We start from the raw sequence: 26,204 nt of genomic DNA, 5'->3' as shown, positions 1-26,204 counted from the left end.
ACAGCGTCTAAAAAATAGTTGCAATCTACGGTCTTTCCTGTTATTCATTAATTGAGGGACCAATGACTGCTCCTAAAATTCTTATCGTCGATGACAACAGCGCGGTCATCGAATCCATATCTCACGCGCTGTCGGGTTTCAATTGCAACGTCTACAGCGCCACTTCCGGCCAGGAGGGATTGCGCCTTGCGCTCAAAGAACATCCCTCCTTAATCATTTCAGATCACCTGCTCCCTGACTTCAGCGGAGACCGGCTCATCAAAAAATTGCGCCAAACCAATGGATTTAAAAAAACCTCCTATATTTTAATGGGGTCTAAACCGATTCTCGACGACGCCTTACCTAAAGATCTGACGCTTCGCTGTTCGGTGCTGATCAAACCGTTCAAAGCAGCCGATCTTCTTGAAGTCGTTGAAGAGCGCTTGGGTCGCCCACTTTCCAGAAAAACCATCCCGTCGCAACCTCCGGAGAGGGAAACCGAAAGGATAAAAATCGCCGGCGACTATCAATTCCAAGCGCTCCATCAAGGCTTCTTCGTCCAACGCATATGGCATTGGAACAAACTGCACCTGGCGGCGGAAAAATTCCCGATCACCGGCAACGACAAACTTTTGGAAATAGGCTGCGGTTCCGGCAATTTCCTGGCTTGGGCGGCCGCAAAAGCCGAATCAGTCACGGGCGTGGACATTTCTCCCGACGCCGTCGAATTCGCCAGGCGCCAGTGCGCGGGGAGAAACAACGTACAATTAATGGTCAGTTCCGTATCGGATGCCCGATTCGCTCAAAACGCCTACACCAAAATCATTTCCCAGGAAGTCATCGAGCATCTCTATCGCCCCGAGATCGACCAGTTGATGGCAAAAGCCTACCGGGCGCTGGAACCGGGCGGGCTGTTTTTGATCACAACGCCGAATTATCGAAGCCTATGGCCTGTCATTGAGTGGACGATGGACCACCTGCATCTGGCGCCGGCTCTAGCGGGCTGCCAGCATGTTTCCAAATTTAACCGGCGGTCGCTGAGGGAATTATTTGCAGCCCATCATTTCAAAATCACAGAGGAAGGCAGTTTCAATTCCATCAGTCCATGGATCGGATTTCTACCCACGGATATCCTCAAGGCCATCAATCAGTTTGAATTCAATCGACTCGGCCGTTTCGGAAATCTGCTCTACATCATCGGCGAAAAACCCGGTAAATCTTAAGGGCAGGACCCGTCGTCCGGTCATCCGGTTGAAACTGACGCAACAACTCGGTTTTACTTTCCAAGTCGCTGAAAAATTTGGATAGACGCGGATTGGTATCGGCCCTGGCGCCCTCCGAGCTGGTAAGCGCATAACGCACGCCGGCCTCCTGCAAAGCCGGCAAGCCGCGCTCGACGTCCAAAAGATCATAGCCTTGCTGGGACCATTGCGTATGCCGTTCCATGGAAATCAACTCGCCGGAGGTGCGCAGCATGCGCAGAATCTCATAGCCGCCGCCCGGGTGCCCCTTAAGCATCAAATGAAAATAACGCGCGCGGGGATGGCCGATGGATGAAGTCTTTTGATAAAGGCGCTCGACCTGATCCTTGGTCATGGCCAGAGGCGGCCCTAAATAAATTTGATCGAGGAGAATGCGGCTGCCTTCGGGGATATGCTCCTCGATCCATTCCTTAGCCAGGGTCCTGGTGTCGGGCTTAAGATAATCCCGGCTGATGCCGACCGCGCCCCAGGCGCCCGGGATCAATAAAAGCCACCACCAGTTTTTAGCCGCTGCCTTGACCGTCTTCAACCAAGGCGCCTCCGCCGCGAATGACGCCAGCAAGACAACGCCTGGGAACAACGCGGCCACATAGCGCTCAGCCGCTGCCTGCCGGCTTTGGACGGCCATCACAACAAAACCCAAAGCCAGGGGTAACAACCCGAATAAAGCCGCCCGTCTGTTTTTCCGCCAGGCCAAAACAGCGCCGGCGGCAACGATCAAAGCGCCCAAGAGCGCAGGCCAGCCTAAAACCACCAACAAATTAGCGGCTGCGGCCAAACCCGCTTTCTCAGGAGTGCCTGTCAGCGCGCCCTGTCCATAAGATAAAAGATCACGCAAATCGCGGGCAAACGTTTGAAAATCAAAAAGCGCAAATGGCGTGCCCAGAAAAAAGGCGGCTACGGCGGCGGCATAACCCAAAACCAACGGCGCAAGGGCCGAAGCTCGCAGCCATGAACGGCCCTGGCTCAAGCCATGGGCCAAGACAAGCAGCGGCGCGATAAAACCCGCCGTGTATTGGCTTGAACAAGCCAGACCCATCGCTCCTCCCGCAAGGACATAGGAACGCCGGTCGCGCGCGCCGTTGAGGATGCGGGCGCATAAAAACCAAGCCAGCGTGGAAAACGCCAACATCAGCATATCCGGCTTGGCCACATGCCCGTAATTGACCAACCGGGGTGAAACAGCCCAAAGCCCGGCGGCTAAAAGCCCGGCGCGCTCGCCGGCCAAACGCTTGACCATGGCGTATAAAGGAAAAATAGCGGCGGCGCCTAAAAAAGCGGAAGCGCCCCGTGCGATGAGGTAAAAAGCGCTCGGGTCCCAAACAAAAAGCGCTCCGAAATCATCGGCTCCGCGCAAAAAACCGAACCCGGACCAAACAACGAAAAAAAGGCCGTAAAGAATGAACAACACATACATCCAAAGCGTCGGGTATTTAAACACATGAGGATTGAAATCGCCCGAACCGAAATACACGGCCAGGTTGATGTGATGCGGCTCATCCGGATGGTAAGTGCCGGGCAGCCCGAAATCGATTCCGGCCAAACGCAACAATAGTCCGGCCGATACAATCAGAAGAAACGGCTTCGGACAACGCCTGAGGAACTCAACCGGGCTTAACTTCATCCCGCTAAGTTTAGGAAAATCCATAGGTGCCCGAATTGTCCCTCGTCATCCCGGTTTACAACGGAGCGCCCATTCTGGAACAATCCATCGCCTATGCCTGCGGCTGGCTGAAGAATCGTTCCGCGGACTGGGAGCTTATTTTCGTCAATGACGGCAGCGCCGATGAAACGGCTCAAATCCTCAAAAGGCACGAACCGGCCATACGCTCGATTCACTTGCCTGAGAATCGGGGCAAAGGGTTCGCCGTGCGTCACGGTCTCGAACATACGAAAGGAAAATACCTCTTTTTTACCGATGTCGATTTTCCCTACGGACTCGACGTTATCGCCGAAGCGGCGGCGCTTTTAAAAACCTGCGAACTCGCGGTCGGCGACAGGCACCAGAGCGCCTCGCGTTATGAGGTGCGAGTTAATCTTGCGCGACGGGCGCTATCCTGGGCGACGTCGACCGTGGTGACACGCCTGTTCTTTCCCCGCGCTCTCGATATCAAAGACACGCAATGCGGCATGAAGGGAATGACGCGCCAAGCGGCCCAACGGCTTTTGCCTCTTTTGAGCGTGGATCGGTTCGCTTTCGATATCGAACTTCTTTTAGCGGCGGCGCTCCAAAACCTCAAGATCGCCCGCGTGCCCGTTGTGTTGAGGGAAAACCGCACCTCATCCGTGCGCCTCTTCGCCGATTCGGCGGGCGCCCTGCGCGACCTCATCGCCATTAAATGGCGGCAGATTCGAGGCTGTTATGGCTAAGGCCATCGCTTACTTAGCCTACGGCGGCGCGGAACGGACGGTGTTCGACTCACAGGTCGTCAACTTCCTCAAAAAAATCAACGGGCGGGGCGTCGCGCCTCAATTGTTCGTCTTTCATCCCTGGAAGGATTTTTTATTTAACAGGCCCTACATCGCCCAAAAAAAACGCGAATGTTTAGAAGCGACCGGCCAAGCGCCCGTGTTTTTGCCGCGCGTGCCCAGGAATATGCTCGGCTTGAACACCGGACAATTGAAGCGCGCCGTCGGCGAGGGCGCGTCCGTCATCCACGCGCGGGGCTTCCAAAGCGCGGCCCTGGCCTTGGCTCTTAAAAAAAGCCGCCCCGGCATTAAAGTCATTCTGGACTGCCGCGGGCTTGAGGCGCAAGAATACGCGCTGATTCTTGAAGGCGAAAAAAAACGCCGGCCTACGGCCATCGATCGCCGTTGGCTTGAAACGCTCAGGACTCTGGAGCGCGAGACGACCACGCAGGCGGATCATATTTTTTGCGTTTCCGAATCCTTGAAGCGCCACCTGATCGCGCATTACGGCGCCGTGCCCCAACGAATCGACGTCATCCCTTGCTGCGTGGACTTGGATCGATTCGATCAAACCCAAAAAACCCGCGATGAGTTGAGAAAAAAGCTGGGCATCGGGAACCGGCTGACGCTGATTTATGCGGGATCGATCCGCGCCTGGCAGCCGGCCCGCTGGCTGGCGATTGCGCTGTCGGCCATAAAAAAATTGAACCCCGCGTCCTGCCTGTTGATTCTGACGCCTGATCGCGCAGACGCCGAAGAAGCCCTGCGCCTTGAGGGCTGCTCACCGGATGATTACCGCATCCTGACCACAAGCCATGAATCCACGCCCGAATATTTGGCGGCTGCGGATATCGGACTCTTAATCCGGCCGCTGCATATCGTCAATCAAGTCGCCTGTCCGACCAAGGCCGGGGAATACCTGGCCGCGGGCTTGATGATTCTGGGCACCGCGCATCCCGAGGATTTGGCCGTATTGATCAACAAAGAAAAAGTCGGCCGCGTTGTCGCGGCTCCGGACGATCAGCGCGGACTTGAACAAGCGCTGCGCGAACTCAGAGCCCAGCTTTCAACGGATGCGGATTCCTGGCGCCAACGCGCCCGGAATATCGCTAAGACGGATTTTGGGTGGGAAACTTATTTGCCGGTAATTCTTAAACGTTACGACTCTCTTTAGAACGCCTTAGGCCCGCTTGCGAGCCACGATATAAACGATATCCCAAAGGTTGAAACAAAACGGCCAATCCGTGACGCCCAGGCGTCGAAAAAATTCATAAAGCTTTTTCATTTTCAGGACATTGTGCAAGAGAGGGTAAAGCACCGCGTCCAAACCCCGCCATTGCCAAGATTTTCGGCATTCCACCACGTCGAAACCATACCGATCAAGAATTTTCCGCAGGGTATCGGCGGACCAATAACTGACATGAGTGGGCGGGTAAATCAAACGCCAGCGGGGGCCTGAGCAGCGCGCAACCAAACTGTCGATATCTCCCGTCGTCAGGCAGAAAAGTCCGCCCGGCTTAAGGCTTTGAGCGGCTTTCTCCAGGTAGCGGTCCGGGTACTGCAAATGCTCCATCACCGCCAATGCGACCACCACGTCCACGCTTTGCTTGGGCACGTCCACGTTCAAAAAATCGCCGCGCAGAATCCGGTGCCCGCGCTTAGCCGAAAAATCCGCAGCCTCGTCATTGATCTCGACGCCGGTGGTTGAGAAACTTTCCTTGGCCACGTCGAGGAAAAATCCATAAGCGCATCCGATTTCAAGAAGAGTCTGGCCGGGCCCCGCCGGATACCAATTCCTGATGGAATTTAAAATTTTCCGGAAACCGAACTTGAAGGCCTTCTCCTCGGCCAGATAATTCGTGTACTCGCCGCCTAAAAAATAATTCTTTCCGTAAATGTCCTCAAGCTCGGCCTCGCTCAGCGTCAAATCCGCCCAAACGAACGTGCACTCTTCGCAGCGGCGCAAACCCCGGTAAATCGAACGGGAATGCCGGCTGCTGCAAACCGCGCAGGTTAATACCGTGTCCGCGCTCATGAATTTGCCCCGCCGGATTTAAAACCCAGCAGACGCTCGACGACATAAGAGGGGCGGCGCTTGACCTCTTCATAGACGCGGCCTAGGTACTCGCCCATAATGCCCAAAACGATCAACTGGACGCCGCCCATCAGCAAAACGCCGACCAACAGAGAGGTCCAGCCGGTCACCGTTCTGCCTGAAAAAAAATGGGTGTACAGAGCGTAGCAGGCATAACAAAAGCCGGCGGCCGAAATGGCCAGGCCGAGAATAATGGCCAGGCGCAAAGGGTAGATTGAAAACGAAATCAAACCGTCCAGCGCCAAATTGATCTGGCGCGCCAGCGTATATTTGGGCCGCCCGTGACGCCTGGGAGCGACCGTGTACTCAAGCGTGGTCTGCTTAAAACCCAGCCAAGGAATTAATCCGCGCAGGAACAAATGGCGTTCTTCAAGGCGTTGGATGTATTCCAGGACCTTTCGATCGATCAAACGAAAATCAGCCGCACCGAAAGGCAAATGAATGCCGCCCAAACAGCTGATGAGCCAGTAGGCGGCACGCCCGTTGATTTCCTTCCAAAAACCCTGGCCCTGAGTGTTTTGACGGACGCCGGTCACCACTTCATAACCCTCGTTCCATTTAGCGACGAATTGGCCGATGGCCTCCGGCGGATGCTGCAAATCGCCGTCCATGGTGACGACCGCATCGCCCGACGCCATTTTCAAGCCGGCCGTAATCGCGGCCTGATGGCCGAAGTTTCTCGATAATCCGATGACTTTGACGCGCCCCTGGTTGGAGCGATGCAAATCGTCAAGCATGCGGCGGGTTCCATCCGTGGAGCCGTCATCGACGAAAATGACTTCATCGTCCCCGCCGAAATTTTTCAGCGCCGCCGACACCCGGCCGTAGAGCTCCGCGATGTTTTCCTGTTCGTTAAAGACGGGGATAACGACCGAAAAACAGGGCATTTAAACCTTTTTCCAGGCGGCCATGCGGCGCCATCCCTCGGCGCCCAAAATCATCAAGGGAAAATAGCCCGGCAGAATGAAGCGGTATTCAAGATGCATGGGAACATGCGTCGTCCAATAATAAAGAGTGGTTCCGGCCAACGCCCAAATCATCGTTTTCTTGGGCTGGCTGATCCGGTTGATTCCTAAAAAAACGCAACAGCTGCCGATCCATAGGAAAAGCCACATCAGCTTATAAAATAAGGGCGCCAAGGTTTCAACAGGATGCGCCATGAAAAAGCCGAGAACGCCTTCGCGGCCGAGCAGGTTGCGCCAATAGCGCGTGTACGCGGCCTCAAACGGCATGATGGTCGGGAACAACGAAGTGATCGAGCGCTTCACGATGCGTTTGACGTAGAACAAAGGCTCGAGTTCAAGCAATCGAAGGAATTCATCCATGCACACTTTGTTGAATTCCGGAGTGTGGTACAAAGCGTCGACGCCTTTGCTGCGGACGAACGCTTTGACCCACTGATCATCGCATTTGATGCCCCACGGGTTGTCGCTCTCAAGCAGGCCCTGGAGAAGATTATGGGCGTAGGCAGGGGAGACGATTTGAAATTTCCCGAACATGTCGGCGTTGCGCAGCCCCCAGGGAGCGACCGTCAAAAAAGCGGCGGCCTGGGCCAAAACAAGATAACGCAAGGCCTCCTTGAAGCGGCCGGTCACGGCCAGGGCAATCGCCAAAACGACGGGCATTAAATAAGGCTCCTGGCGTATCCAACTGCCGGCGCCGGCCGCAATGCCCGAAGCGACGTACAAGGGCCAGGAATTGCGTTTCAGCCCCATCCAAAAAAAAGCCAAACAAGCGGCCACGGGAAAGGCATTGATGGCGTCATGGCCCGGAAAAATGGACAACGTGGCGTGCGGCAGGCTCAGCGCATAAAGAACACCGGCCGCCAAAGCCATTGTTGGGCCGAAGAGCTCTTTGGTCAGCCACCAAATTAAGAGACAAGCGGCGATATCGAGCAGCACGAATAAAATTTGCGAATACAGGAACAACTTTTTGCCGAACATGGCCCAGGTCGCGGCCACGACCAAGCTGTAGCCCGGCGGCCGGCCGCGGAACGATTCCAGGCTCTCCGGCGACGGTTCGAGAGGGGGGACGGCTTCGAAAACTTCGAGTTTCGGTTTTAACGGATTCTCCCTGAAGGCTTCTTCGTTTAAAGCCGCCAAATAACGGGCATCCCAAGCAAGGCCCCGGCCTTCCAAAAAATTACGCGCGGTTTCCGCGAGCTTAAAGCCCGCGCTGAATCCATAATCGACGTCGCGAGCCGTCAATAAAACGACGGCCCTGACGATGAAGGCCAAAGAAAAAATAAAAATGATCGCGCGGCGCGAACTCATTCGATCCGGCGAGGTCAACCGGCCGAACAAGCGCCGCATCGGCGAATTCTCCGGCGCGTTCGCCTTATGATGAGCCATGACCGATCAACTCCTTGACCTTGCCGCAAACATCGTCGATTGAAAGCGCGTTAAGGCAGTTGCGATGCCCGCAATTTTGATGGTTCAACACGCCCTCACCGCGAAGGGTCAAACCGGTTAAAAAACATGGGCTGCAGGGCATATTATTATGAATGGTCAACTGGTTTTGCTGATTCCAAGCGCCGCCGCCATATCGATCCGACGGTCCCCAGACGATGGCGGTCGGCACGTTCATGGCCATGGCTAATTTCGCCGGGCCCGTGTCATTCGCCAGGAAAACAGCGCAGCGCGAAAGCAGGGCGGCCATTTGATGGACATTGGTTTTGCCCACCGCGCTTTCGCACGGAATGCGCGCAGTCTGCCGGAACTTCTCGGCTGCGGACGTTTCTTCGCGCGAGCCGAATAAAAGAACGGCCAGGTGATGATCCACGGCCAAACGTTGGGCGCTTTGAGCCAAACGCTCGACGCCCCATTGCTTAAAGCCTAAATCCGCGCTGACGCCCAGGCTCAATCCGAGAATTTTTTTGCCCGCCAGATTATTGTCCGATAAGAATCGCTCAGCGAACGCCCGATGCTCCGGCGCGAGCTCGATCAATGGATGGCGCTCGGCCGATGCGACGGAAATGCCCAAGCCCTCGGCTAAACGCAGGCATTTGTCGATGTCATGAGCGTGGTCGGCGCGGACATCGATCGTGACCGTGCGATTGAACAAAAAACGCCGGAACCATCCCTCTTGCCAGATTTCGAAATGGAATTTATTTTTAAGATAGTCCGGCCAACGGCTCCAACGCCATGGAATATCCAAATTCCGGCAATGCCCGATGCGCAGCGGAATCTTGTAAAAAGCGGGCAGGAAAACGCGAACCGGATTCGCGCAAGTAACCAAGACGGCATCATAAGACCGGGTTTCGATCTCACGTGAAAGCGCGCCGCGCTCGGCGCCCGATAAACGATAGAGGTCGACGGCCCGCACATCATCAACGTCCTTATTGCCACGGGCCAATTCTTCGGCGGGCGAACCGGGCCGCGCCAAAACAGTCAACTTGGCCTTTGGGAGGGCTTTTTTGATGGCCCGGAACAGGGGGAAAAGAAAAATCATATCTCCTAAGCCGCAATAACAAGGAACAAAAATTCTGGGCGCCTCAGGCAAGGGCCGCCCTTGACTCACATGCGGATGACCCACCCACCAAAACCGGATGCGGGCCATCTCCACCAAGGCTCCGGCAAAACGCAGCAATCGCTTCATACGCCCTTAATTTCCCATTTTTCGCCGGCATGGTAAAGAAGATGAACGCGCGCGAGCAAGTTATTTTTTGCGGGCTAACGTTAAAAAATACACAGGCATCAAATTTTTTCCCAAGGACCGCCCTCGATCTAACCCGTAAAGCAATTTGATCAAACCGAATCGCAACGACAATCTCATGAATAAGCCCGCAAACCAACGCAAGGGCGATTTCAAATCCTCAAATCCCGTTTTCCACCAGCAATTCTCGATAAGATCAAAAATCGTCGTTAAAAATGAATTCGAACCCTCCAATCGTAAAATATCAAACCCCAATTCATCCAGGTAGGTTTGCAGCGCATGATCACTGAGCCGGCAATAATCATGCGGCTCATGATGCCCCGCTTTGCCGAATTCACTCATCATTAAAAAATGACCGCCGGGCTTAAGAACGCGATGAATTTCACTTAATGCTCTCTGTGGATAAGCCAAATGGCCCAAGGTCGACATACAAATAACGGAATCCGCCGTAGCGTTACGAAGCGGAGTGTGATAGACATCGCCCACCCAACTCCAGTGGGGACGAGCGGGAACATTGCTGACGCCCAGATCGAAGGCCAAATACCGGCAATCGGCGAAGAAAGGCTCCCAAAGGCAATGGCCGGCCGCAAAGTCGATCACAGTCGAACCGGGCGGCGTCTTCGCTAAAAATTCTCTGGAAAAATCAGACAAAGCCCTGTAACAGGGACGATCGGTATACCCTGTTGTCTTAAGGAATTGCTCAACAAAGACTTTCTGTTTGTCGAGCAAATTTCGAAGATCAGAAGGCTTCGCCATCAATCAATTTATACCCTGGAAAATAAAACCGCGCCATAAAACTTCTTTATGGTCCCTGAATGTGTTAAAAAGCTTACGGGAAGGAGAACAACGAACCATCGGCTACTACACTAAAAAAACCGCCGCTATTTTCGCAGGAGACGCCCTGGGCCAAACGCTGCAGTTGGCGCTGAGCGTTTGGATGGCCCGCGCTTTGGGCCCGACTCAGTTGGGATTCCTGATTCTGCTGATGGCCATTGCGGCCTATGCCGAAAAATTCGGCCGCTTCACCATCGATAAAGCCGCTGTTTATCTTTTGGGCAAAGGCGCGTTCGGTTTCAGCCAAGTCCAGCGCCACCTCTTTTTGATCTCCTTGACCCTGGCCGCTGTTTGGGTCGCTTTGGCTTTCCTGCTTAAAGAAACGATTTACATCAATCTGCTCAAGTCCCAAAACGTGCCGCCCGCGGCTTTTGTCCTGGCTGTTTTGCACATCCCTCTGGTGATTCAAATCATCAACGGCCGCATGCTGTTCACCCAAACCGGCATGGCCCGCCCTTACAATACCAGTCTTTGGCTGACCGGAGCCATCCAGTTGTCGATTTTAGCGGCGCTCAAGCTTATTTTGGGAAGCGTGAACGTGACCCTGGCGCTGGGAGCGGGCTTAATCGGGCACCTGGCGACCACCGCCTATATTCAACGCGGGCTCAAAGGCGTCGACCCAGGCCAACCCTTCCGCCTGAATTTCTCCCTGATCAAAGAGCTATTCAGCCGCGGCATCAGGTACTACGCGATCACCATCACTCACTTTTTGCTGTTAAGGCTCGACCTCTTCTTGGTGGCTTATTATCTTGATCCGCGCCAAGTGGCGTTTTATTCGTTGGCCACGACCGCCGGGCAGCTTCTGTGGCGGCTTCCCCAGGTCGCCGGGGTTTTCTTCTTTCCTCTGTCCGCCGGCATCAAATCAGACGCGGAGGCGGCTCGATTCGCCGCGAATACCCTGCGGCATGTGAGTTACTGGCTGGTTTTAGGCGCGGCCGCCGGCGTTTTCTTGATCACTCCGGCCACCCGATTGCTTTATGGTCCGGATTATTTGCCTCTGGTCAACGCTTTCCTGGCTCTATTGCCCGGGATCGTTACCATGGGCGCCGCCAAAATCTTCCTGGAATACTTCAATGCCAGGGCCTGGACCAAGCCGCCGATGCGGGCGGTTGCCGCGGGCTTAATCCTCAACGTCGTCCTTAATTTGGCGCTTCTTCCTCAATGGGGCATTATCGGCGCTTCCATCGCTTCCAGCGCAAGCTATACGCTGACCATGGCTCTGATGGGGATTTCTTTCCTGCAAAAATCCTCTTTGGGCATCATGGCCCTGATGCCGCAGAAGGAAGATTTGAAATTTTACGCCAAACACTTGCGCCTGAAAACATCAACCGGCGCATGAGGCGGGTTTCGTGATCTCCCTGCTGGCCCCCGCCTACAATGAAGAGGACGTCATTCGCGAATTTGTTCGTTCGATTTACGCCAAGGTCTCCCTTCAAGAAGATTGGGAGCTCATTATCGTCGATGACGGTTCCATGGATCGAACGGGCGCCATTCTCAAGGAGCTCGCGGGCGAACACCCCAACCTGCGCGTCGTCACCCATGCTCGAAACCAAAATTTGGGCGGCGCGCTCAAATCCGGCATTGCCGCAGCCAAAGGCAGAATCATCGTCACCATGGACGCGGATTGCGCGCATCCTCCCGAACTCATCGGAGCGATGACGGCCGCTTTAGCGAACGCCGACGTTTGCGCGGCTTCCCGATTCGTGCCCGGCGGCGGCATGCTGCGCGTGCCGATTCATCGCCGGGCCATGAGCCGGCTGGCCAATTTTTTGTACCGGGTTTTTTTCTTGTCTCCAGTTAAGGATAATACCGGCGGTTTCAAAGCTTACAATGCGTCATTGCTTAAGTCGGTTGCCATCGAAGAACATGGGTTCGCCGTGCAGCTTGAAATCATGACCAAACTCATCGCCAACAAAGCGCGGTTTACGGAAATTCCTTTTGTCCTGACCAATCGGGATCTGGGCATCTCAAAACTCAACTATGTCACCGCGGTTCCAGGGTATCTCAAACGGGTGCTGATCCTACTGATCCAGCGCTGGTCTTAAATGCCAAAAACAAAAAAAATGGGAAACGACCGGGCGCTGATCGCCGTGCTCTGCGTGATGGGTTTGGCCCATCTCATCGGCCTTGATTGGGGACTGCCGTCGCAGAAACGGGCGGAGATGGTGTTGGCGGGCCGCGCAGACGCGAATGACCCGGCCCTCTACGTCAAACTCGAAGAGAACCGCAAACAGGCTTATCAGGTTTCCATCGCCAGCCAGGCGCTGGCCGGCTTCCCCGACCCTTATTTTCCCGACCCGCGAAAAATCGTCAAAGTCGAGGGATGGACAAATCCTTTTCATCCGTTCCTGCTCTACGCCTACAGCGGATTTTTGCTGCGCACCGGAGACGGGGACGAGCAAATTTTTCTCACTTCTCTTTCCCGCATGAACCCCAGAAAACTTGATTTCAACCCGCACCATTATTTCCACGCGGGGCTTTATATTTACAGTTTGGGCGGGGTCTTGCTCGTGTCCAAAAAACTCGGACTCCTTAACCTCGTGCCCGACATCAAATTTTATTATCAGCACCCCCATGAAATGGGCAAACTTTTTTATGCCGGACGCCTGTACAGCGTTTTCTGGGGGCTTGCCGGGGCCTGGCTGCTTTATGGATTGGTGCTGCGGATTTTCAACCGCAATACCGCGCGTTGGGCCGCATTCCTCTATTTAGCGGCTCCGGTCACTTATTACATCACCCATGTTCTCAAAGGCCATGCCTTGGGCACGGCCCTTGTTTTTGCGCTGCTGCGCGGCTGCCTGAACATAGCGGAAACCGGACAGTTGAAATGGTATGCGTTGAGCAGCCTTTTAGGCGGGATGATCGTGGGCACACAGCCTCATATCTGGTTTTCGGCCTTGGCCGTGCCCTGGGCGCATATCGGGGGGAAACGCTGGGCGCGCCCGCAATCCTGGGGCCGCGTTATTTTTGATTATCGTCTGTGGCTATGCCCCGTCTTCGGAATTCTCGGATTTATCGCGGTCAGCCCCTATATTTTCAGCGCTTTCAGCGAATGGTACCACACGGTGACCGGTCTTTCCGCGGTGGCCACGCGCATGTCCTTTAATCCTTGGCAATGGATGAAAGCTTGGTTCCTGGGTTTAGGCAGCGGCCTTAACCTGGCGGCATTCGCCTTGGCCTCGTTCGGATTTTTCTCAACATTAGCGGCCTGGCCGCGATTGGACATGGGCAAACGCTTCTTGGCGGGATTCACCGCAGGGTATTTCATGCTGTTCGCCTTATACATGGGCCATGTCGTCGAAGGTTTCAGCAGTTTCGGCCGCCATGCCATGCCGCTGATCGGCCTATTCTGCGTTTACGGAGCCTGGACGCTCGATTCCTTATTCTCGGCGCCTAAGCCATGGCAGCGGGCCTTGGCCGCAGCCGCCGGCTTATATATCGCGGCCGTAGCCGGCTGGCATACGCATAACTATTGGTCCGATGCCCGGAATGCTTCTTATTATGAGGCGGGACGCTGGATATCCCAAAACATCCCCAAACGTTCTTCCGTCGGCATGAGCCACCTGCCTCATACGGACCTTTGCCCGCCCTTTGATTTCGCGAATTACGCCCTATGGACCAATGCGTTTAACAACAACATCAACCCTGAAACCGATGAAATGCCGGATTATTTTTTGCTGGTGAGGAACCCGAATTTCGAACCCTTGCCCGTGCGATGGACCGAGCCCTTCAAACGGTTTCAGGAATTTTACGAACCCGCGCGCTTATTCGGGCCCAAACCGCGATTCTGGGATTTCACCGATCATTTCAGCGGCGCGAATTACCCGGTTTGGATCTATAAAAGAAAAACTTAATTCAGCGATACCGCTTTTTTGGTCCGGGCTGATTCCTGGGCGGCCAACAGGCACATCAAGGTTTTCAAGCCGTCTTTGCCGTCCACCATGGGCCGCTCCTTGCCTTCAAGGCAGGCCAAAAAGTGCTTGACCTCATCCATAAACATTTGATTGCGCTCGCAGGTGAAGGGGAATGATTCCCATTTTTTCTGATCCGCGTGGTACAGCCGCACTTCGTTGTCGTAAAAATTCCAATAAATATTGCCTTTCTCGCCCATCACTTCCATGTCCTTGCGGTGCGCGCGGCCGAAAATATCCATATGAATGGTCCCGACGGTTCCGCCTTTGAACCGAACGAGCAAAACAGCCAAATCATCGCTGGTGATTTCCAGATGGCTGATTTTACCGTTGACCGCGTACACTTCCTCGATGTCGCCGAATAGCCAGCGCGCGAAATCCACGGTATGGCTTTCATCGAGCAAAGCGCCGCCGCCTTCCTCTTTTTTGGCCATGTAAAAGCTGCGGTAATCCTCCCACGGGTGCCAATCGGGCAAATATTCGCTGAAGGTGATGCGCACGTCGTAAATTTTTCCGATCGCGCCTTGCGTCAACAGCTCTTTGATTTTCATTAAGGGCGGCCAAAACCGGTACGTATATCCGGTCATGACGAAACATTTTTTCTTATCGGCCAATTCCAGCATGGGCTTGGTCCCGTCCGAGGCGTGGGCCAGGGGCTTTTCAATCATCACCGAAATGCCGGCTTCCAGCAGCTTATTGGCGATGGGCACATGAATGTGCGGCGGCGTGGCGATCACCGCGCCTGTGGCGCCGGCCAAGGCTTCGGCATTAAGCTCTTTGTAAAGATTTTTGACGCCGAATTTTTCGGCCACTTCCTTGAGCCGGTCCTCGCGTCGATCGCACACCGCCAAATCCTTGACGCCCAATGATTGCAGATTGCCCAAATGCCGCTTTCCGACGGATCCTGTTCCGATCACGATGATTTTCATTTTACCGATCCCTTCCTTTGTGAGATTAAAAATTCAGCCCATAAAAAATCGAGGGGGCCGTCGATATTGACGGAATCCTCGGGAGCGACGACCAAGGACAATATTTTCTCGCCGCTCATGGAATTCTTTTCAAGTATGGTTTTCGACCGGATGGCTTCCACCACGCCGTTTTGAACATAAGCTTCAGGCAGCGCCTGGCGGGGCTTATTGTAAGGTTCGCGAATCCCGAACACTTCGAGCGGCACGAACGGCGCCAAGTCTCCGTTCTTGATCCGCCACATTTTCAACGGATGCTTCGGGGCTTCGCAAACAGAACGCACGGAATCCGCTTGGGGCGAACCCAAAAGCAAGCGGCAGGCGGCGTCGATATGCTCGGCGCGCCGCAAGGGCGACGTGGGCGCCAAACGGCAGACGATTTCCGGGACCCAACGCTCATGCTTGTTGAACCATTGAAGCGCGTGTTTAAACACCGGCAGGTCCTCGGCTTGGTCCGAGGCATGCTCCGCAGGGCGCATAAACGGAACTTCCGCGCCCAAATCCCTGGCAATGCGGGCGATTTCTTCATCATCGGTTGAGACAATGGTCCTGGTCAGCAAGGCCGATCGTTTGGCCGCTTCAATCGTATAAACGATCAGCGGTTTGCCCGCCAATAAATGGATATTTTTCTTAAGCACGGACTTTGATCCGCCTCTGGCCGGGATAATCGCCAGAATGTCTTTATTGCCCATTCTTTTTATACCAGTCATAAGTGCGCAAAAGTCCTTCCCTAATGGAGATTTTTGGCGTGAATCCTAAATCACGGTTCAATACGGCGAGCAAGGGCCGGCGGCGCAACGGACTGCCGGCAGGCGCGGGAAGTTCTTCCACGCGCGGAGCCGCGTTAAAAAGCTCAAACATCATCCGGGCTAAATCGCGTATCACGATTTCTCCTTCAAGATCGCTGCCGATGTGGATGATTTTGCCGTCGGCTTTGGGGCTCTCCATGGCTAAAACCGACGCCGAGGCCGCGTCCTCGGCGTAGCAGAAAGTCCGCGTGTGATCCGCGCCGTAAATCCTAAACGGGTCTTCTTTCTTTAACAGGCGCATGATGAAGGCCGGGATCACATGATCGTAGCCGGCGCGCGGGCCGTAAACATTGTTGTAGCGCAAAATGGAGAAAGGGAACCCGCGTCTCCGGGCGTAATTGATCACCAAAAGCTCCCCGGCGATTTTGCTGCCGCCGTAAGACCAGCGCGGATTAAAAGGATCGGCAACGACCAAGGGCACGGTTTCGGGCGTGGGGATGGGCACATCCGACCCGGCGTAGGTTTCCGAGGTCGAAGCGAACAAAAATTTGCGGCTGCCCGAACTTACGAACCATTCGAGCATGTAAATCACGGCTAAAAGATCGACGCGCAGCACTTCATCGGGCTTCTCATAAAAATTCTTGGTGCCGTTGATCGCGGCCAGATGAAACACCGCGTCATAACCTTTGCCCAATTGTTCATAAGAGCGGGGATCCGCCAGATCGAGCTTCAAAAATTTAGCGCCCGGCTGCCGGGTCAGCTCGTCGAAAAACTTGTCCTTGGGGCCGCGCGAGTTGTCATCCACCATGGTCACGCGAAATTTGCGCGCCAATAAATGGCTGCTTAAATGATAGCCCACAAATCCGGCAGCGCCGGTGACGAGGACGTTCATCGGTTTTTCAATTGAGGAATCTTGGACAAACGCTCCAAAGCCACGATAAAGCCCCGGTAGCCATAATGATGCCCGCGCCAAATCTCCGGAACCCAGGACCATCGGCCGCGACCGAGAATCGAGAGAATGCGCTTAAAATCGATTTGGCCTTCGCCGATTTGAAGCCCCTCGCCCTGGATGCCGGCTCCATCCGCGATATGCAGGTGCCGGGTATAAGGGGCCACGATTTGCGCGTAATCCTCGAGCTCTTTGCCGTAGCAATTGCAATAAAGCTGCGCATGGGATAAGTCGAAGGTCATGCCCAGATTCAAATCTTTGCAGAAACGGGCCATTTCCTCGGCCCTGACAAAAGCGTTTTGATACCACTGCCCGGAAAAATACCAGGGCCTAGGCGGCAAATTTTCCGGCAACAGCGTGACGCCTTTGGCGTCCAAACGTCTGACGGAATCAGCCGCCAGATCAAGCAGCTTCCCGGCGTTATCGTTGAGCTCCAAATCCATGCCGCCCACGTGAATCACGATGCTGGGCGTCCCTTTGAACGAGGGCGCCAGCTCCCTGGCCTTGTCAATGGTGCGCTGCAGCACGCTGACCGCGGCCATGCGCCGCTCGTTGTCCGGATGCGCCAAATCCACCATGCGCCGGCCCATATATTCCGGGGCGTGCAAATAGAGTTCCTGGTTGAACCGTTTGGTTTTGTCCCAGGGAAAATCAAGGTCCCGGTCGGACATATGAAACTCAAGGATGGGGGAATGAAACCCTGCCGCGAAATCAGCTTCGGCGAAACGCGTTTTCAAACCCCAGCGTCCGCCCATTGTCGGGACCTTCAGGCGTTTGCCCTCGCCGTGAAGATCGCGCTCTTCAAACACATCATCCGCAGCCAAATCTCTTTTCGCCTTTTTACCGACGATTTTGTACAGAAACTGGGGGGACAGCCCCTTGCCCGGGCTTTTGGCCGTGACCATATTCCGGGCGATAGCCTGCCCTTTGGCAATCGCTTTCGCGGCAACCAAGCTTTTGCCCAAAACTTCGCGATTCAAAATTTCGCCCCGGCTCATGAGCTTGACGCCGGAACCTAGAGCGGTTTCCACGTCGCGGATCAAACGCATCAGCTCTTTGATTTCGGCCGGCTCCAAACTCGCGGCATGATCGGGCCCCTCCATATTTTTATCCAAGGTGATATGGCGTTCGACAATGGCCGCGCCCAAGGCCACGGCCGCGACCGTGGGCCCCAGAACCGGTTCGTGCCCGGAGTACCCGGCGCATACGCCGTAGCGTTCGGCAAGTTTCGGCAGCAGGCGCAGATTAAGATCGGCCAACGGAGCCGGGTACGTGCTGCTGCAATGCAATAAAGCGAACGCCGCCTTTTTTGATTTCAAAAACGCGACGGTTTGATCAATCTCATCGAGGGTCGACATGCCGGTGGATAGAATCAGCGTCTTTTTCAAAGCGGTCAATTTTTCCAAGAGAACAAAATTCGTCAAATCAGCGGAAGCGACTTTATAAGCGAGCAGGCCGAATTTTTCAAGGAAATCCACGCTGGGTTCATCAAAAGGGGTGCACATAAAAATGACGTTCTTTGAGGCTGCGAAATCAACCAGTTCGTGGTATTGGCCTTCGTCGAACTCGAATTCTTTGAAAATAGGCAGAATATAGGAGAAACTCTGTTCTTCCCGGTTCGGGTCGTCCAAAACCCGCTTCAGGTAAGTCGCTGAAAGATTCCGCTTCTGGAATTTCACCGCATCGCAGCCGGCCTCTGCCGCGATCGCGATCAATTCCTTGGCGCGATCGAGGCTGCCGTTATGATTAACGCCGATTTCCGCGATAAAAAAGACGGGCTGCCCCGGACCGATTTTCCTGGGGCCGATCGTTAAAAGGGTTTGAGCGTGCTGCTTTTTCACTCGTCAAAAGATAGCAAAGTTCGCGCTTTGATCGGAGGTTTCGGGAGGAACTCTTTAGAATTCGCTTTCGGGCTTTTTGCCGTAGAACGTTTCCATAAACTCGTCGCGCAGAGCTTCCCATTTCTTATCGCCTTCCGGAGTCATTTTTTCCGCCTCTTTGATCTCCGGCCAACGATCTTTCGGGAAACGCGTGTACATGGCAAAGCAGCGGCGCAGCCCTCGGATTTCTTCCGAAGAATAACCGGGCATTTTCAGCACGGTATCGTCCGAATTGGACGGACAGATGAAATCCTTGTCCATGAACCCGTGTTTGACGGCCAAATCCCTCAACGGAGTGCCGTAATACGGCTGAAAAATGGAGCAGGACATGGTGTCCGTCGGGATTTTGCGGTTGAGCTCGATGGTCTCAAAGGACAACGCGCGCGTTTCCGTCGGGTAACCGATGATATTGTTCCCGTTGAAAGGGATGCTCAATTCCCTGGTGATGTTGCCGGCCTGGGCGATGACTTCATCCGGGTAGCGGCGATTGACCACTTCGCGGCGGAATTTCAAATTGCCGTGCTCGATGCCGTAGCTGATGCGGTCCAAGCCGACGCCCTTGAGCATTTCCAGAATATCGCGCTTGACTGTTTCCGGACGGGTCTGGCACCAAAAGGGCAGTTTGATGTCCTGATACATTTCCGCGAATTCGGCCATTTCCTGGGGCGTCCAAGCGAAAAACGTATCCGCCCACATAAAATTGTATTGCACGCCCCAATTGTCCCTGTAATAAAGAAGCTCCTGGCGAATACGGTCCACCCTCTTCTTGCGGAAAAAGCTCGATTGCGTCTGCTCCGCATAAAGGACGTTCTGAGACGGCGAATTGCAGAAGGCGCAAGTATAGGGGCAGCCCCGATGGGTTTCCACCGGCAGCATGCGATAAAGCTTGCCGCCCATGGGCCTGATGGACCGGTCCGGCTCGCGCTCCAAGAAAAGACCAACGTCCAAATTCGTCGGCAATTCATTAATGTCCACGGGCTTGGTGATGGCGTTTTTGATGATTTCGCCGCCGGGTTTTTTAAACCACAGATTCGTAACCTTGGAATAGTCTTGTTTTTTATCGATCAGCTCGCATAAATCAGTCAGGCAATTCTCTCCCTCGCCCACGCAAAGCATCTCGACTTCAGGAAACCCGATGGCCCGCATCGGAGCGAAGGTGGGGAACACGCCGCCCCAAATATTGCGGATGTCGTACTGCTTGATGGATTTCATCAGCGTGATCCCGACCATGAACGTGGCTTCGGTCACGGTGACCGCAATCAAATCCGGGGAAAATTCTTCGACCTTGCTCTCAAAATCATGGAAGACGTCGCCTTTTTTGCGCTCGCGCTTCCAAGAATCCGTGGGCCGGACGTTGAGATTCTGCTCCTTCATCTTATCCGTGTCCACCCGGTGAAACTCAAGAGGAATGTCGTAATTCGTGGAATCGAACAAATCAACGGTATGGCCCCGGTCTTTAAGCAACCGGGAAAGCAAGGTGATGCAGGGAGGAATCAGGCTTTCCGCCCTCAAATTCGGATACAAAAACAATACCTTAGCCATTGAATTCTCTTAAATTAAAAGGCTTCCTTAACGACAGACACGGGGCTCATTCTACGTAAATTTTCAAGACTTCTGCCGGCCTACTTTATATTTATAACCCCTAAACGCCCGTCCGTCAATGTGATTTTAGTCCCCGCTTTTCCTCGAAAGAACCCACCGTGAATGTTCAGGGCATGTATCGTCCATTCGTCTTGGGTGCTGGGTGAGCTTGCCATGTCCAATTTTATGACGCCCAACGATTCCGCTTCAGCCGCCCACCGCTGCTTTTGGCGGTGGGCCGGCTGCAAGCGGCGGGTTAGGCCTAGTCGGGTGGTGGCCCGTAGGCTTCCTTCCACAAATTGGCTTGGGGATTTGCGGTAGTCTGCAGTAGCCCCGATGCAAATTTGGCAAACTGCTCTATGACCGAAAGGGGATCATCAGCCGGTGGGCCGGTGCGCTTCGAGCCCTCATCACGCATCGCTCGGAAGATCTCTATGGCCAAAAACGCTTCGCGATCTTCGGCGTCTATGTCCATCTTAAGTTTGTGCGCAAGACGGTTCCGAATCTGATTCAACCGCCTGAGCCCAGGTTTCAGAAACTCGGCCATTCGATCATGTTCGTCCAGAAGATCGATCTTCTGCGCGAAGCTTAAACGCGCGTTGTCCAAAGAACCGAGCTTGGGATTTGTCGCCTGAATGTGCTCAGCGAGGAAGTGTTCGACCGCCAAGTGAGCTCTCAGTACCCGTCCGATCTTTTCCGCATCTTGCTCCCAGATGGACAAGAACTTCTTGTACTGCGCTTCCATCACGGAGAAGAAATTCTCTCTGCCACCATGCAGTTCGATGAGCTTTGCAACGTACTTGTCCGGATCAGGAATTGACATTTCAGTTCGGCCTAACGTGCCGCTGAACGGCGGCGGCTATTGAAACTCCTTCAAAGCCACCGTCCGTTCCAGCGGAAGGTTGGGCACCACCTTGGCACTTTCAGAACCAACGTCGACCAATACGAAATGTTCTCCAGGGCCAGTTTCGGGCACGTACCTAGTCTTTACCGCGTCATGGTTGAATATCAGGATTCGGAAGTCAGCCTTCAAATTGCGCAATTTCTTAAGCATGGCTCCACGCTTCGTCGAAAAGAATGACTTCGCGACGTTGAAAGCCTCACCGATCAAGATCTTACCGTCGTGCTCTGCGCGAATGTCAAATCCGTTTTCATCATCATTGCCATACTCGACTAGATACGTTTTGAATGGGAAAGTGCGCTTCTTCAGCATCCATCGAACGCCATGGAGAATCACAAGGTCGGTCATGATGCGGTTTGCAGCCTCGAATAGTGAAACATCGTCGTATGGGCCAGCACCGATCTCGGTGTGCTTTAGTGCTTCCAAGAGTGGTATGCCTCGCAAATGAGCAATCGAGCTCCCGATCTGTTCAACAGAAAGCGCATACGTGCGGATCGCATCATCCACGTTGTCCAACGTCAGACTTCTCGGTGTCGAATGGCCCATTCGTTCCCCTGTGTGTGCCTATCAATCATTAGAAAGCATTCTACTGTAAAATTTATCCATCCATTTCAACCCTAGCCGAAGGAAAACAAGATAATCTTCAGGCCTTCGCCCAATGGCTAAACGCTAGTTTACCAGTCGATCTGTTAGGGTATTTTCCTGGATCTTTACCAGTGTATTCAGAATAGTTTTCTGCCAATTGGACGGTAGAGATTTTAAAATTATTTTTGCTTCTTCAAAAGCATTGTTGTCCATAGCTTCCAGTATGTCGATGGCTTGCCGACGGTCTTTATCGCGCTTTTCAGGTTTTTTTCTACGGTTGCTGATGATTAACTTTTGAAAAGCATAATTGGCAGGATGCGGGAGTCTCAGCATCATGCCTTGAGTTTTTAATATCACGAGCTGATCTGTCAGCAGGTTCATAAAGCGTAACGGCTGAGCGGTAATTTTCAAAGCTTTAATCGGATAAGGCCCGCTATCGCCTTTCCCTTTTTCCGGAACCAAAAATTCTATCGTTAATTGCGGATGAATCAGTTTAATCAAACCACTCGAGCGATGGTCCGGGATAAAATCAAGCTCTTTAAACAGTTCAGGCAAATCAACGGAGGTACTAATTTTCGGGGGAGTCTGGATTAAAAAATCGATATCCGTAGTTCTTACGGTAGATACGTATTTCGAATTTTTGAGCAGGTCTTTATAGAAATAAACGCACCAGCTGCCCACAAGAATTAAATCTTGCAAGACACCAACCTTATGGAGCTTTTTTAGAACTTCTAGACAGAGGTTTTCTTGATCTTTTTTTTCGTTCATGAAGGGCTCGCTCGAGGAACTTTATCTGGCGGCGTATGTCTGATATCGATTTGTGATACCTGACTTTTAATTTTTGGGCTTCTTTATATTTGGCGATCTCCGCTTTGTTTAACTTGCCTTTATATCTAAACTTGACCTTCTTACCATCTCTGTAGGCTTCATAATAAAATTTATGACCTTTAATCTTTTTGTTAATTAAGACGCCCCTCGGAAGGCTTTTAAGCGTCTGTTTGTACTTTCCAAGGCGATTTATAGAGTTTTGCAGTTCTTCGGCTAGGATGCTTCTTATAATGCTCATTGCAGTTACCAAACAATTCTATTAATTAGCATAGTTTGTTTGGTAACTTTTCGCAAGGTTTAATTACCAAACATTGCGACATATTTACACTATTTGTTTGGTAACTTATTTTGGATAGTAGTCTGATTTCTTATAATCCCGGCGTGAACGCGGATTCCATGAAAACGGTTTTTATCAGCGTCCCTTACGGTATTTCGGCCAGGAATATCCTGCGCTGCGCGGCGCTCAAGATGCTCAGCCGCGAGCACCGGGTTGTTATTTTATCGGCTCTCTCTTTAGACCCGGAATTCGTCAAGGAATTCCAAGGCCCCAACATCCTTTTCCGCGATCTTCCCAATAAACTGCCGTTCGCTTTCCGCGCGCTGAGAAAATTTTTGGATATCGCGGAGGGGTATTACTTCACCGGCAAATCCGGCATCCGCACCCTGCAGATTTTAAAGGAAAGCCTGCGCCATGATTTGCCCGGCTCCTTTCAGCGGCGGCGAATCATCGGATTTTTGCTGGGTTGGGAGCCGCTGTTATCCTGGCTGCGGCAGTGGCAGCCGGCGTTGGTCCGCTGTGATTATTACGACCGTTTGTTTGAAGAATTCAAGCCGTCCATGGTTTTTCTGACTCACACCACGGCCTTGGAAGAATTTCCCGTGGCTTTTTACGGACGCAGGCTGGGCATCAAGGTCACGGCCATGCTGCACAGTTGGGACGTGATCAACACCAAAACAGGATTGCGCGGAGCCGTCAGCCCGCTTCCGGGCAGGCTATTGCCGCTTCATTTCGACAAACTATTGATCTGGAATGAAATCCAGCACAAGGAATTAACGGATTTTTTGGGCTACAAAGACGCGGAGATCGAAATTGTCGGCATCCCTCAATTCGACGTTTACGCCGGCGGCCGCTGGACGCCGCGCTCCGAGTTCATCAAGCGTTACGGAGGAAATCCCGATAAAAAAACCATCGCTTATCTGGCGGGCAATCCGAATATGCTGCCCAAACAAATCGAGGTGGTGGAACACCTGGTTCAATGGTTGAAGGAAGGCCGCTATTCGTCGCCCGCGCAACTTCTGCTGAGGCTTCATCCGGGTTTGGATACTAATTATTTACTGCGCTATCGCGGGCACCCGGATGTTTTAATCGACGAGCCCAGCATCGCATTCACCGCGGGCCGTTTTTCTTCCGGTTGGAAAGCGGGCGAGGATGATGAGCGGCATTTAGCCGAAGTCTTGGCCAATTGCGACGTGGCGCTTAACGTGCTCTCCACCAGCACCCTCGACGCCGCGGCGTTCGACCGCCCGGTCGTTTCCATCGCTTATGACGGCAATACCCCTATGCCCTACTACCGTTCCATCGCCCGGTATTACGACTGGAACCACTATCAGAACCTGATGCGCACCAACGGCCTGCGCGTGGCCAGGTCCCACGAAGAATTGCTCAAACACATCAACGGATACCTGGCGAACCCCGGATTAGACGCCGCGGGCCGCAAAGAAATCATCCGTTCCCATTGCTTCAAAAACGACGGGAAAGCCGGCGAGCGCATCGGCGAAGCGCTGCTGAAAGAACTCGAAACCGCGGCGCCGTCTAAACAATTTTTCGGTCAAAAAGTGTTAAATTGAGGCGTTGAACGCTGCGGGGGGAATTTCACGAATACCTAATGGGCCGTTGCCTATCACATGAATAAAACGCTTAACCTTCTTTGCGTTCAACCAACCCTGACTCTGGCCAAAACCATCGAGGCCATCGGGCGCGCCGCCAAAGCCGGAGCTCCCCCGGGCATCGCCGTGGTCACGGATCAAAACCGCAAAGTTTTGGGCATTGTCACGGACGGCAATGTCCGCCGCCTGATGCTTAAAAAAATCCCGCTCGATACTCCGGTGCGCAAAGTCATGACGCGCGAGCCCATTGCCGTGGCCAAGGGACTAAGCCCGAAAGAAATCCTGGCCTCCATCGCCAGTCAGACCAAAAGCAAGGGGCGGATGCAAACCGGGCGCATCGACCGCATTCTGGTTCTCGACGGTCAGGGCCGATTGGACGATATCCTCACCCACTATGACCTGTGGCGCAACCAGGACGTAGCGGGCCGAAGCGTTGCGGTGATCGGCCTGGGCTACGTGGGCCTGACCTTGGCCGCGGTGCTGGCTGATTCGGGCTTTGAGGTGACCGGCGTGGACATCAACGCGGCCATCGTGCGGCGCTTGGCCAAACTTCAGCCCACGTTTTATGAACGCGGCATCTGGGCCATTCTGCGCCACGCCCGGGGCAAACGCTTCCGCGTCACCACCACCGCGCAATTTTCCGGCGCCGACGTCTACATCTTGTGCATCGGAACGCCGCTCGACGCCAAGGGCAACCCGAAACTTTCGGACCTGGAATCCGCGGTCCGCTTCATCGCGGGCAAACTCAAACGCGGGGACCTGGTCGTGGTCCGGTCCACGGTTCCCCTGGGAACCTGCCGCAACGTCATCAAGCCGCTTTTGGAATCGACGACGGGTTTGGAAGCGGGCAATGAATTTTATCTGGTCATGGCGCCGGAACGCACCGCCGAAGGCAAAGCCGTGGAAGAATTGCGCACCCTGCCGCAAATCATCGGCGGCGTCAACGAAGCCAGCACGGAACTGGCCGCCAAACTCTTCAACACCATCACCAAAACCATCGTTCAGGTGCAATCGCTGGAAGCTGCCGAGATGGTCAAGCTGATTAATAACGCCTATCGCGACCTAACGTTTTCCTTCGCCAATGAAGCGGCTTTGCTGGCGAAACGCCTGGGCTTGGATGCCGTCGGGCTGATCCGGGCCGCCAATGAAGGCTACCCGCGCGGCCATGTCCCGATGCCGAGCCCCGGGGTCGGCGGCGTCTGCCTCAAAAAAGACCCGCACATTTACGTTCAAGCCGGAAAAACCGTGGGGCTGCCGTCGCGCCTGGTCTCGACCGGACGCAGCATCAATGAATCGATCCCTCCGCTCATCGCCGATGAAATCATAGGCTTCCTCAATAAAAACGACAAGCCGCCGCGAAAAAGCAAAATTTTTCTTCTGGGCTTCGCCTTCAAAGGCAATCCACCGACTTCGGATACGCGCGACTCCTGCACCTTGGACGTGCTGAATCGTTTAAAGGCCGCCGGGGCGAACGTTGTGGGGTACGACCCCATTGTTTCAGGACAACAAATCGCCCGTTGGGGAGCCGCGCCCGCGACGCCGGAGCAAGGCTTTCGCAGGGCAGACGCCGCGGTGATCATGAACAATAACCCCGCTTATCAGGACCTGGACATCTACCGCCTGCTTCAAAGCATGCGGCGGCCCGCCCTGTTTTATGACGGGTGGTATCTATTTTTAAAGGAGGAGATCGAGCGCGTGCCGGGCATCACTTACGCCGGCTGGCGCTGAAATTTTT

The 26,204-nt window shown here is 53.9% G+C and carries 22 protein-coding genes; 8 read left to right on the top strand and 14 right to left on the bottom strand.

From position 1 onward, the window contains the following. Nucleotides 1-62: 62 nt before the first annotated feature. The gene (locus HYT79_04220) at nucleotides 63-1,202 is read left to right on the top strand and encodes a methyltransferase domain-containing protein (GenBank protein ID MBI2069787.1); all 1,140 of its coding nucleotides are present in this window, start codon (nucleotides 63-65) and stop codon (nucleotides 1,200-1,202) included. On the opposite strand, the gene HYT79_04215 is transcribed toward HYT79_04220, so the two are convergent. Next, nucleotides 1,174-2,865, bottom strand: coding sequence for a glycosyltransferase family 39 protein (locus tag HYT79_04215; protein ID MBI2069786.1), 1,692 nt, complete (start codon nucleotides 2,863-2,865; stop codon nucleotides 1,174-1,176). The two genes, HYT79_04220 and HYT79_04215, sit on opposite strands and share 29 nt — an antisense overlap. A 26-nt stretch (nucleotides 2,866-2,891) precedes the next feature. On the opposite strand from HYT79_04215, the gene HYT79_04210 reads away from it, so the two are divergent. Both HYT79_04210 and HYT79_04205 read left to right on the top strand, forming a co-directional pair. Next, nucleotides 2,892-3,611 (top strand): glycosyltransferase, encoded by a 720-nt coding sequence (locus tag HYT79_04210; protein ID MBI2069785.1) that lies wholly within the window; start codon nucleotides 2,892-2,894, stop codon nucleotides 3,609-3,611. After that, nucleotides 3,604-4,824 carry a glycosyltransferase gene (locus HYT79_04205; GenBank protein MBI2069784.1) on the top strand — a complete coding sequence of 407 codons (1,221 nt, stop codon included), beginning with the start codon at nucleotides 3,604-3,606 and terminating at the stop codon, nucleotides 4,822-4,824. The genes HYT79_04210 and HYT79_04205 overlap by 8 nt, the downstream gene beginning before the upstream one ends. Nucleotides 4,825-4,830: 6 nt before the next feature. Here HYT79_04205 and HYT79_04200 read toward each other — a convergent pair whose 3' ends face one another. From HYT79_04200 to HYT79_04180, 5 genes are read right to left on the bottom strand one after another with little or no spacing between them, the layout of a single operon-like run. After that, a complete protein-coding gene (locus HYT79_04200) occupies nucleotides 4,831-5,685 on the bottom strand; it encodes a class I SAM-dependent methyltransferase (GenBank protein MBI2069783.1) in 855 nt (284 codons plus the stop codon). Continuing rightward, the gene (locus tag HYT79_04195; protein MBI2069782.1) at nucleotides 5,682-6,632 is read right to left on the bottom strand and encodes a glycosyltransferase family 2 protein; all 951 of its coding nucleotides are present in this window, start codon (nucleotides 6,630-6,632) and stop codon (nucleotides 5,682-5,684) included. Before HYT79_04195 ends, HYT79_04200 begins: the two co-directional genes overlap by 4 nt. Further along, a complete protein-coding gene (locus HYT79_04190) occupies nucleotides 6,633-8,096 on the bottom strand; it encodes a glycosyltransferase family 39 protein (GenBank protein MBI2069781.1) in 1,464 nt (487 codons plus the stop codon). Continuing rightward, nucleotides 8,083-9,342 (bottom strand): glycosyltransferase family 9 protein, encoded by a 1,260-nt coding sequence (locus HYT79_04185; GenBank protein MBI2069780.1) that lies wholly within the window; start codon nucleotides 9,340-9,342, stop codon nucleotides 8,083-8,085. The genes HYT79_04190 and HYT79_04185 overlap by 14 nt, the downstream gene beginning before the upstream one ends. 60 nt (nucleotides 9,343-9,402) lie before the next feature. Continuing rightward, nucleotides 9,403-10,155, bottom strand: coding sequence for a methyltransferase domain-containing protein (locus tag HYT79_04180; protein MBI2069779.1), 753 nt, complete (start codon nucleotides 10,153-10,155; stop codon nucleotides 9,403-9,405). A 61-nt stretch (nucleotides 10,156-10,216) separates the two neighbouring features. Here HYT79_04180 and HYT79_04175 point away from each other — a divergent pair, with 61 nt between their 5' ends. Genes HYT79_04175 through HYT79_04165 form a run of 3 tightly spaced genes read left to right on the top strand, consistent with a single transcriptional unit; the run spans nucleotide 10,217 to nucleotide 14,087 of the window. Then, nucleotides 10,217-11,572 carry a polysaccharide biosynthesis C-terminal domain-containing protein gene (locus HYT79_04175; GenBank protein ID MBI2069778.1) on the top strand — a complete coding sequence of 452 codons (1,356 nt, stop codon included), beginning with the start codon at nucleotides 10,217-10,219 and terminating at the stop codon, nucleotides 11,570-11,572. A gap of 10 nt (nucleotides 11,573-11,582) precedes the next feature. Beyond that, entirely contained in the window at nucleotides 11,583-12,278 is a 696-nt protein-coding gene (locus HYT79_04170; protein ID MBI2069777.1) for a glycosyltransferase, read from the top strand. Beyond that, complete coding sequence (locus HYT79_04165; GenBank protein ID MBI2069776.1) at nucleotides 12,279-14,087, top strand: glycosyltransferase family 39 protein; 1,809 nt, start codon at nucleotides 12,279-12,281, stop codon at nucleotides 14,085-14,087. On the opposite strand, the gene HYT79_04160 is transcribed toward HYT79_04165, so the two are convergent. The 8 genes from HYT79_04160 to HYT79_04125 form a co-directional block, all read right to left on the bottom strand. Beyond that, nucleotides 14,084-15,073 carry a Gfo/Idh/MocA family oxidoreductase gene (locus HYT79_04160; protein MBI2069775.1) on the bottom strand — a complete coding sequence of 330 codons (990 nt, stop codon included), beginning with the start codon at nucleotides 15,071-15,073 and terminating at the stop codon, nucleotides 14,084-14,086. The two genes, HYT79_04165 and HYT79_04160, sit on opposite strands and share 4 nt — an antisense overlap. Continuing rightward, the gene (locus tag HYT79_04155; protein ID MBI2069774.1) at nucleotides 15,070-15,801 is read right to left on the bottom strand and encodes an acylneuraminate cytidylyltransferase family protein; all 732 of its coding nucleotides are present in this window, start codon (nucleotides 15,799-15,801) and stop codon (nucleotides 15,070-15,072) included. The genes HYT79_04160 and HYT79_04155 overlap by 4 nt, the downstream gene beginning before the upstream one ends. Beyond that, nucleotides 15,791-16,750: an NAD(P)-dependent oxidoreductase gene (locus HYT79_04150; GenBank protein MBI2069773.1), complete on the bottom strand. Its 960-nt coding sequence runs from the start codon at nucleotides 16,748-16,750 to the stop codon at nucleotides 15,791-15,793. The genes HYT79_04155 and HYT79_04150 overlap by 11 nt, the downstream gene beginning before the upstream one ends. Beyond that, nucleotides 16,747-18,648, bottom strand: a complete 1,902-nt coding sequence (locus HYT79_04145; GenBank protein ID MBI2069772.1) for an N-acetylneuraminate synthase family protein — start codon at nucleotides 18,646-18,648, stop codon at nucleotides 16,747-16,749. The genes HYT79_04150 and HYT79_04145 overlap by 4 nt, the downstream gene beginning before the upstream one ends. 54 nt (nucleotides 18,649-18,702) lie before the next feature. Continuing rightward, nucleotides 18,703-20,229 (bottom strand): B12-binding domain-containing radical SAM protein, encoded by a 1,527-nt coding sequence (locus HYT79_04140; protein ID MBI2069771.1) that lies wholly within the window; start codon nucleotides 20,227-20,229, stop codon nucleotides 18,703-18,705. A 301-nt stretch (nucleotides 20,230-20,530) separates the two neighbouring features. Beyond that, entirely contained in the window at nucleotides 20,531-21,091 is a 561-nt protein-coding gene (locus HYT79_04135; GenBank protein MBI2069770.1) for a hypothetical protein, read from the bottom strand. A 36-nt stretch (nucleotides 21,092-21,127) separates the two neighbouring features. After that, nucleotides 21,128-21,685, bottom strand: a complete 558-nt coding sequence (locus HYT79_04130) for a hypothetical protein (protein MBI2069769.1) — start codon at nucleotides 21,683-21,685, stop codon at nucleotides 21,128-21,130. 153 nt (nucleotides 21,686-21,838) lie between these two features. Next, nucleotides 21,839-22,522: a hypothetical protein gene (locus tag HYT79_04125; GenBank protein MBI2069768.1), complete on the bottom strand. Its 684-nt coding sequence runs from the start codon at nucleotides 22,520-22,522 to the stop codon at nucleotides 21,839-21,841. A gap of 441 nt (nucleotides 22,523-22,963) precedes the next feature. Here HYT79_04125 and HYT79_04120 point away from each other — a divergent pair, with 441 nt between their 5' ends. Beyond that, nucleotides 22,964-24,430: a CDP-glycerol glycerophosphotransferase family protein gene (locus HYT79_04120; GenBank protein MBI2069767.1), complete on the top strand. Its 1,467-nt coding sequence runs from the start codon at nucleotides 22,964-22,966 to the stop codon at nucleotides 24,428-24,430. A 57-nt stretch (nucleotides 24,431-24,487) separates the two neighbouring features. Further along, a complete protein-coding gene (locus HYT79_04115; GenBank protein ID MBI2069766.1) occupies nucleotides 24,488-26,197 on the top strand; it encodes a nucleotide sugar dehydrogenase in 1,710 nt (569 codons plus the stop codon). Nucleotides 26,198-26,204 lie beyond the last annotated feature (7 nt).

This window comes from Elusimicrobiota bacterium (assembly GCA_016180815.1).
Taxonomy (GTDB): domain Bacteria; phylum Elusimicrobiota; class Elusimicrobia; order JACQPE01; family JACQPE01; genus JACPAN01.
This window is presented reverse-complemented; position numbering and strand designations above follow the sequence as displayed.

Bases quoted from the DNA above. Each gene is read 5' to 3' on its own strand.
- HYT79_04220 (MBI2069787.1), top strand. From the start codon at position 63: ATGACTGCTCCTAAAATTCTTATCGTCGATGACAACAGCGCGGTCATC.
- HYT79_04195 (MBI2069782.1), bottom strand. From the start codon at position 6,632: ATGCCCTGTTTTTCGGTCGTTATCCCCGTCTTTAACGAACAGGAAAAC.
- HYT79_04160 (MBI2069775.1), bottom strand. From the start codon at position 15,073: ATGAAAATCATCGTGATCGGAACAGGATCCGTCGGAAAGCGGCATTTG.
- HYT79_04215 (MBI2069786.1), bottom strand. From the start codon at position 2,865: ATGAAGTTAAGCCCGGTTGAGTTCCTCAGGCGTTGTCCGAAGCCGTTT.
- HYT79_04185 (MBI2069780.1), bottom strand. From the start codon at position 9,342: ATGAAGCGATTGCTGCGTTTTGCCGGAGCCTTGGTGGAGATGGCCCGC.
- HYT79_04190 (MBI2069781.1), bottom strand. From the start codon at position 8,096: ATGGCTCATCATAAGGCGAACGCGCCGGAGAATTCGCCGATGCGGCGC.
- HYT79_04155 (MBI2069774.1), bottom strand. From the start codon at position 15,801: ATGGGCAATAAAGACATTCTGGCGATTATCCCGGCCAGAGGCGGATCA.
- HYT79_04115 (MBI2069766.1), top strand. From the start codon at position 24,488: ATGAATAAAACGCTTAACCTTCTTTGCGTTCAACCAACCCTGACTCTG.
- HYT79_04200 (MBI2069783.1), bottom strand. From the start codon at position 5,685: ATGAGCGCGGACACGGTATTAACCTGCGCGGTTTGCAGCAGCCGGCAT.
- HYT79_04165 (MBI2069776.1), top strand. From the start codon at position 12,279: ATGCCAAAAACAAAAAAAATGGGAAACGACCGGGCGCTGATCGCCGTG.
- HYT79_04125 (MBI2069768.1), bottom strand. From the start codon at position 22,522: ATGAACGAAAAAAAAGATCAAGAAAACCTCTGTCTAGAAGTTCTAAAA.
- HYT79_04135 (MBI2069770.1), bottom strand. From the start codon at position 21,091: ATGTCAATTCCTGATCCGGACAAGTACGTTGCAAAGCTCATCGAACTG.
- HYT79_04180 (MBI2069779.1), bottom strand. From the start codon at position 10,155: ATGGCGAAGCCTTCTGATCTTCGAAATTTGCTCGACAAACAGAAAGTC.
- HYT79_04150 (MBI2069773.1), bottom strand. From the start codon at position 16,750: ATGAACGTCCTCGTCACCGGCGCTGCCGGATTTGTGGGCTATCATTTA.
- HYT79_04140 (MBI2069771.1), bottom strand. From the start codon at position 20,229: ATGGCTAAGGTATTGTTTTTGTATCCGAATTTGAGGGCGGAAAGCCTG.
- HYT79_04205 (MBI2069784.1), top strand. From the start codon at position 3,604: ATGGCTAAGGCCATCGCTTACTTAGCCTACGGCGGCGCGGAACGGACG.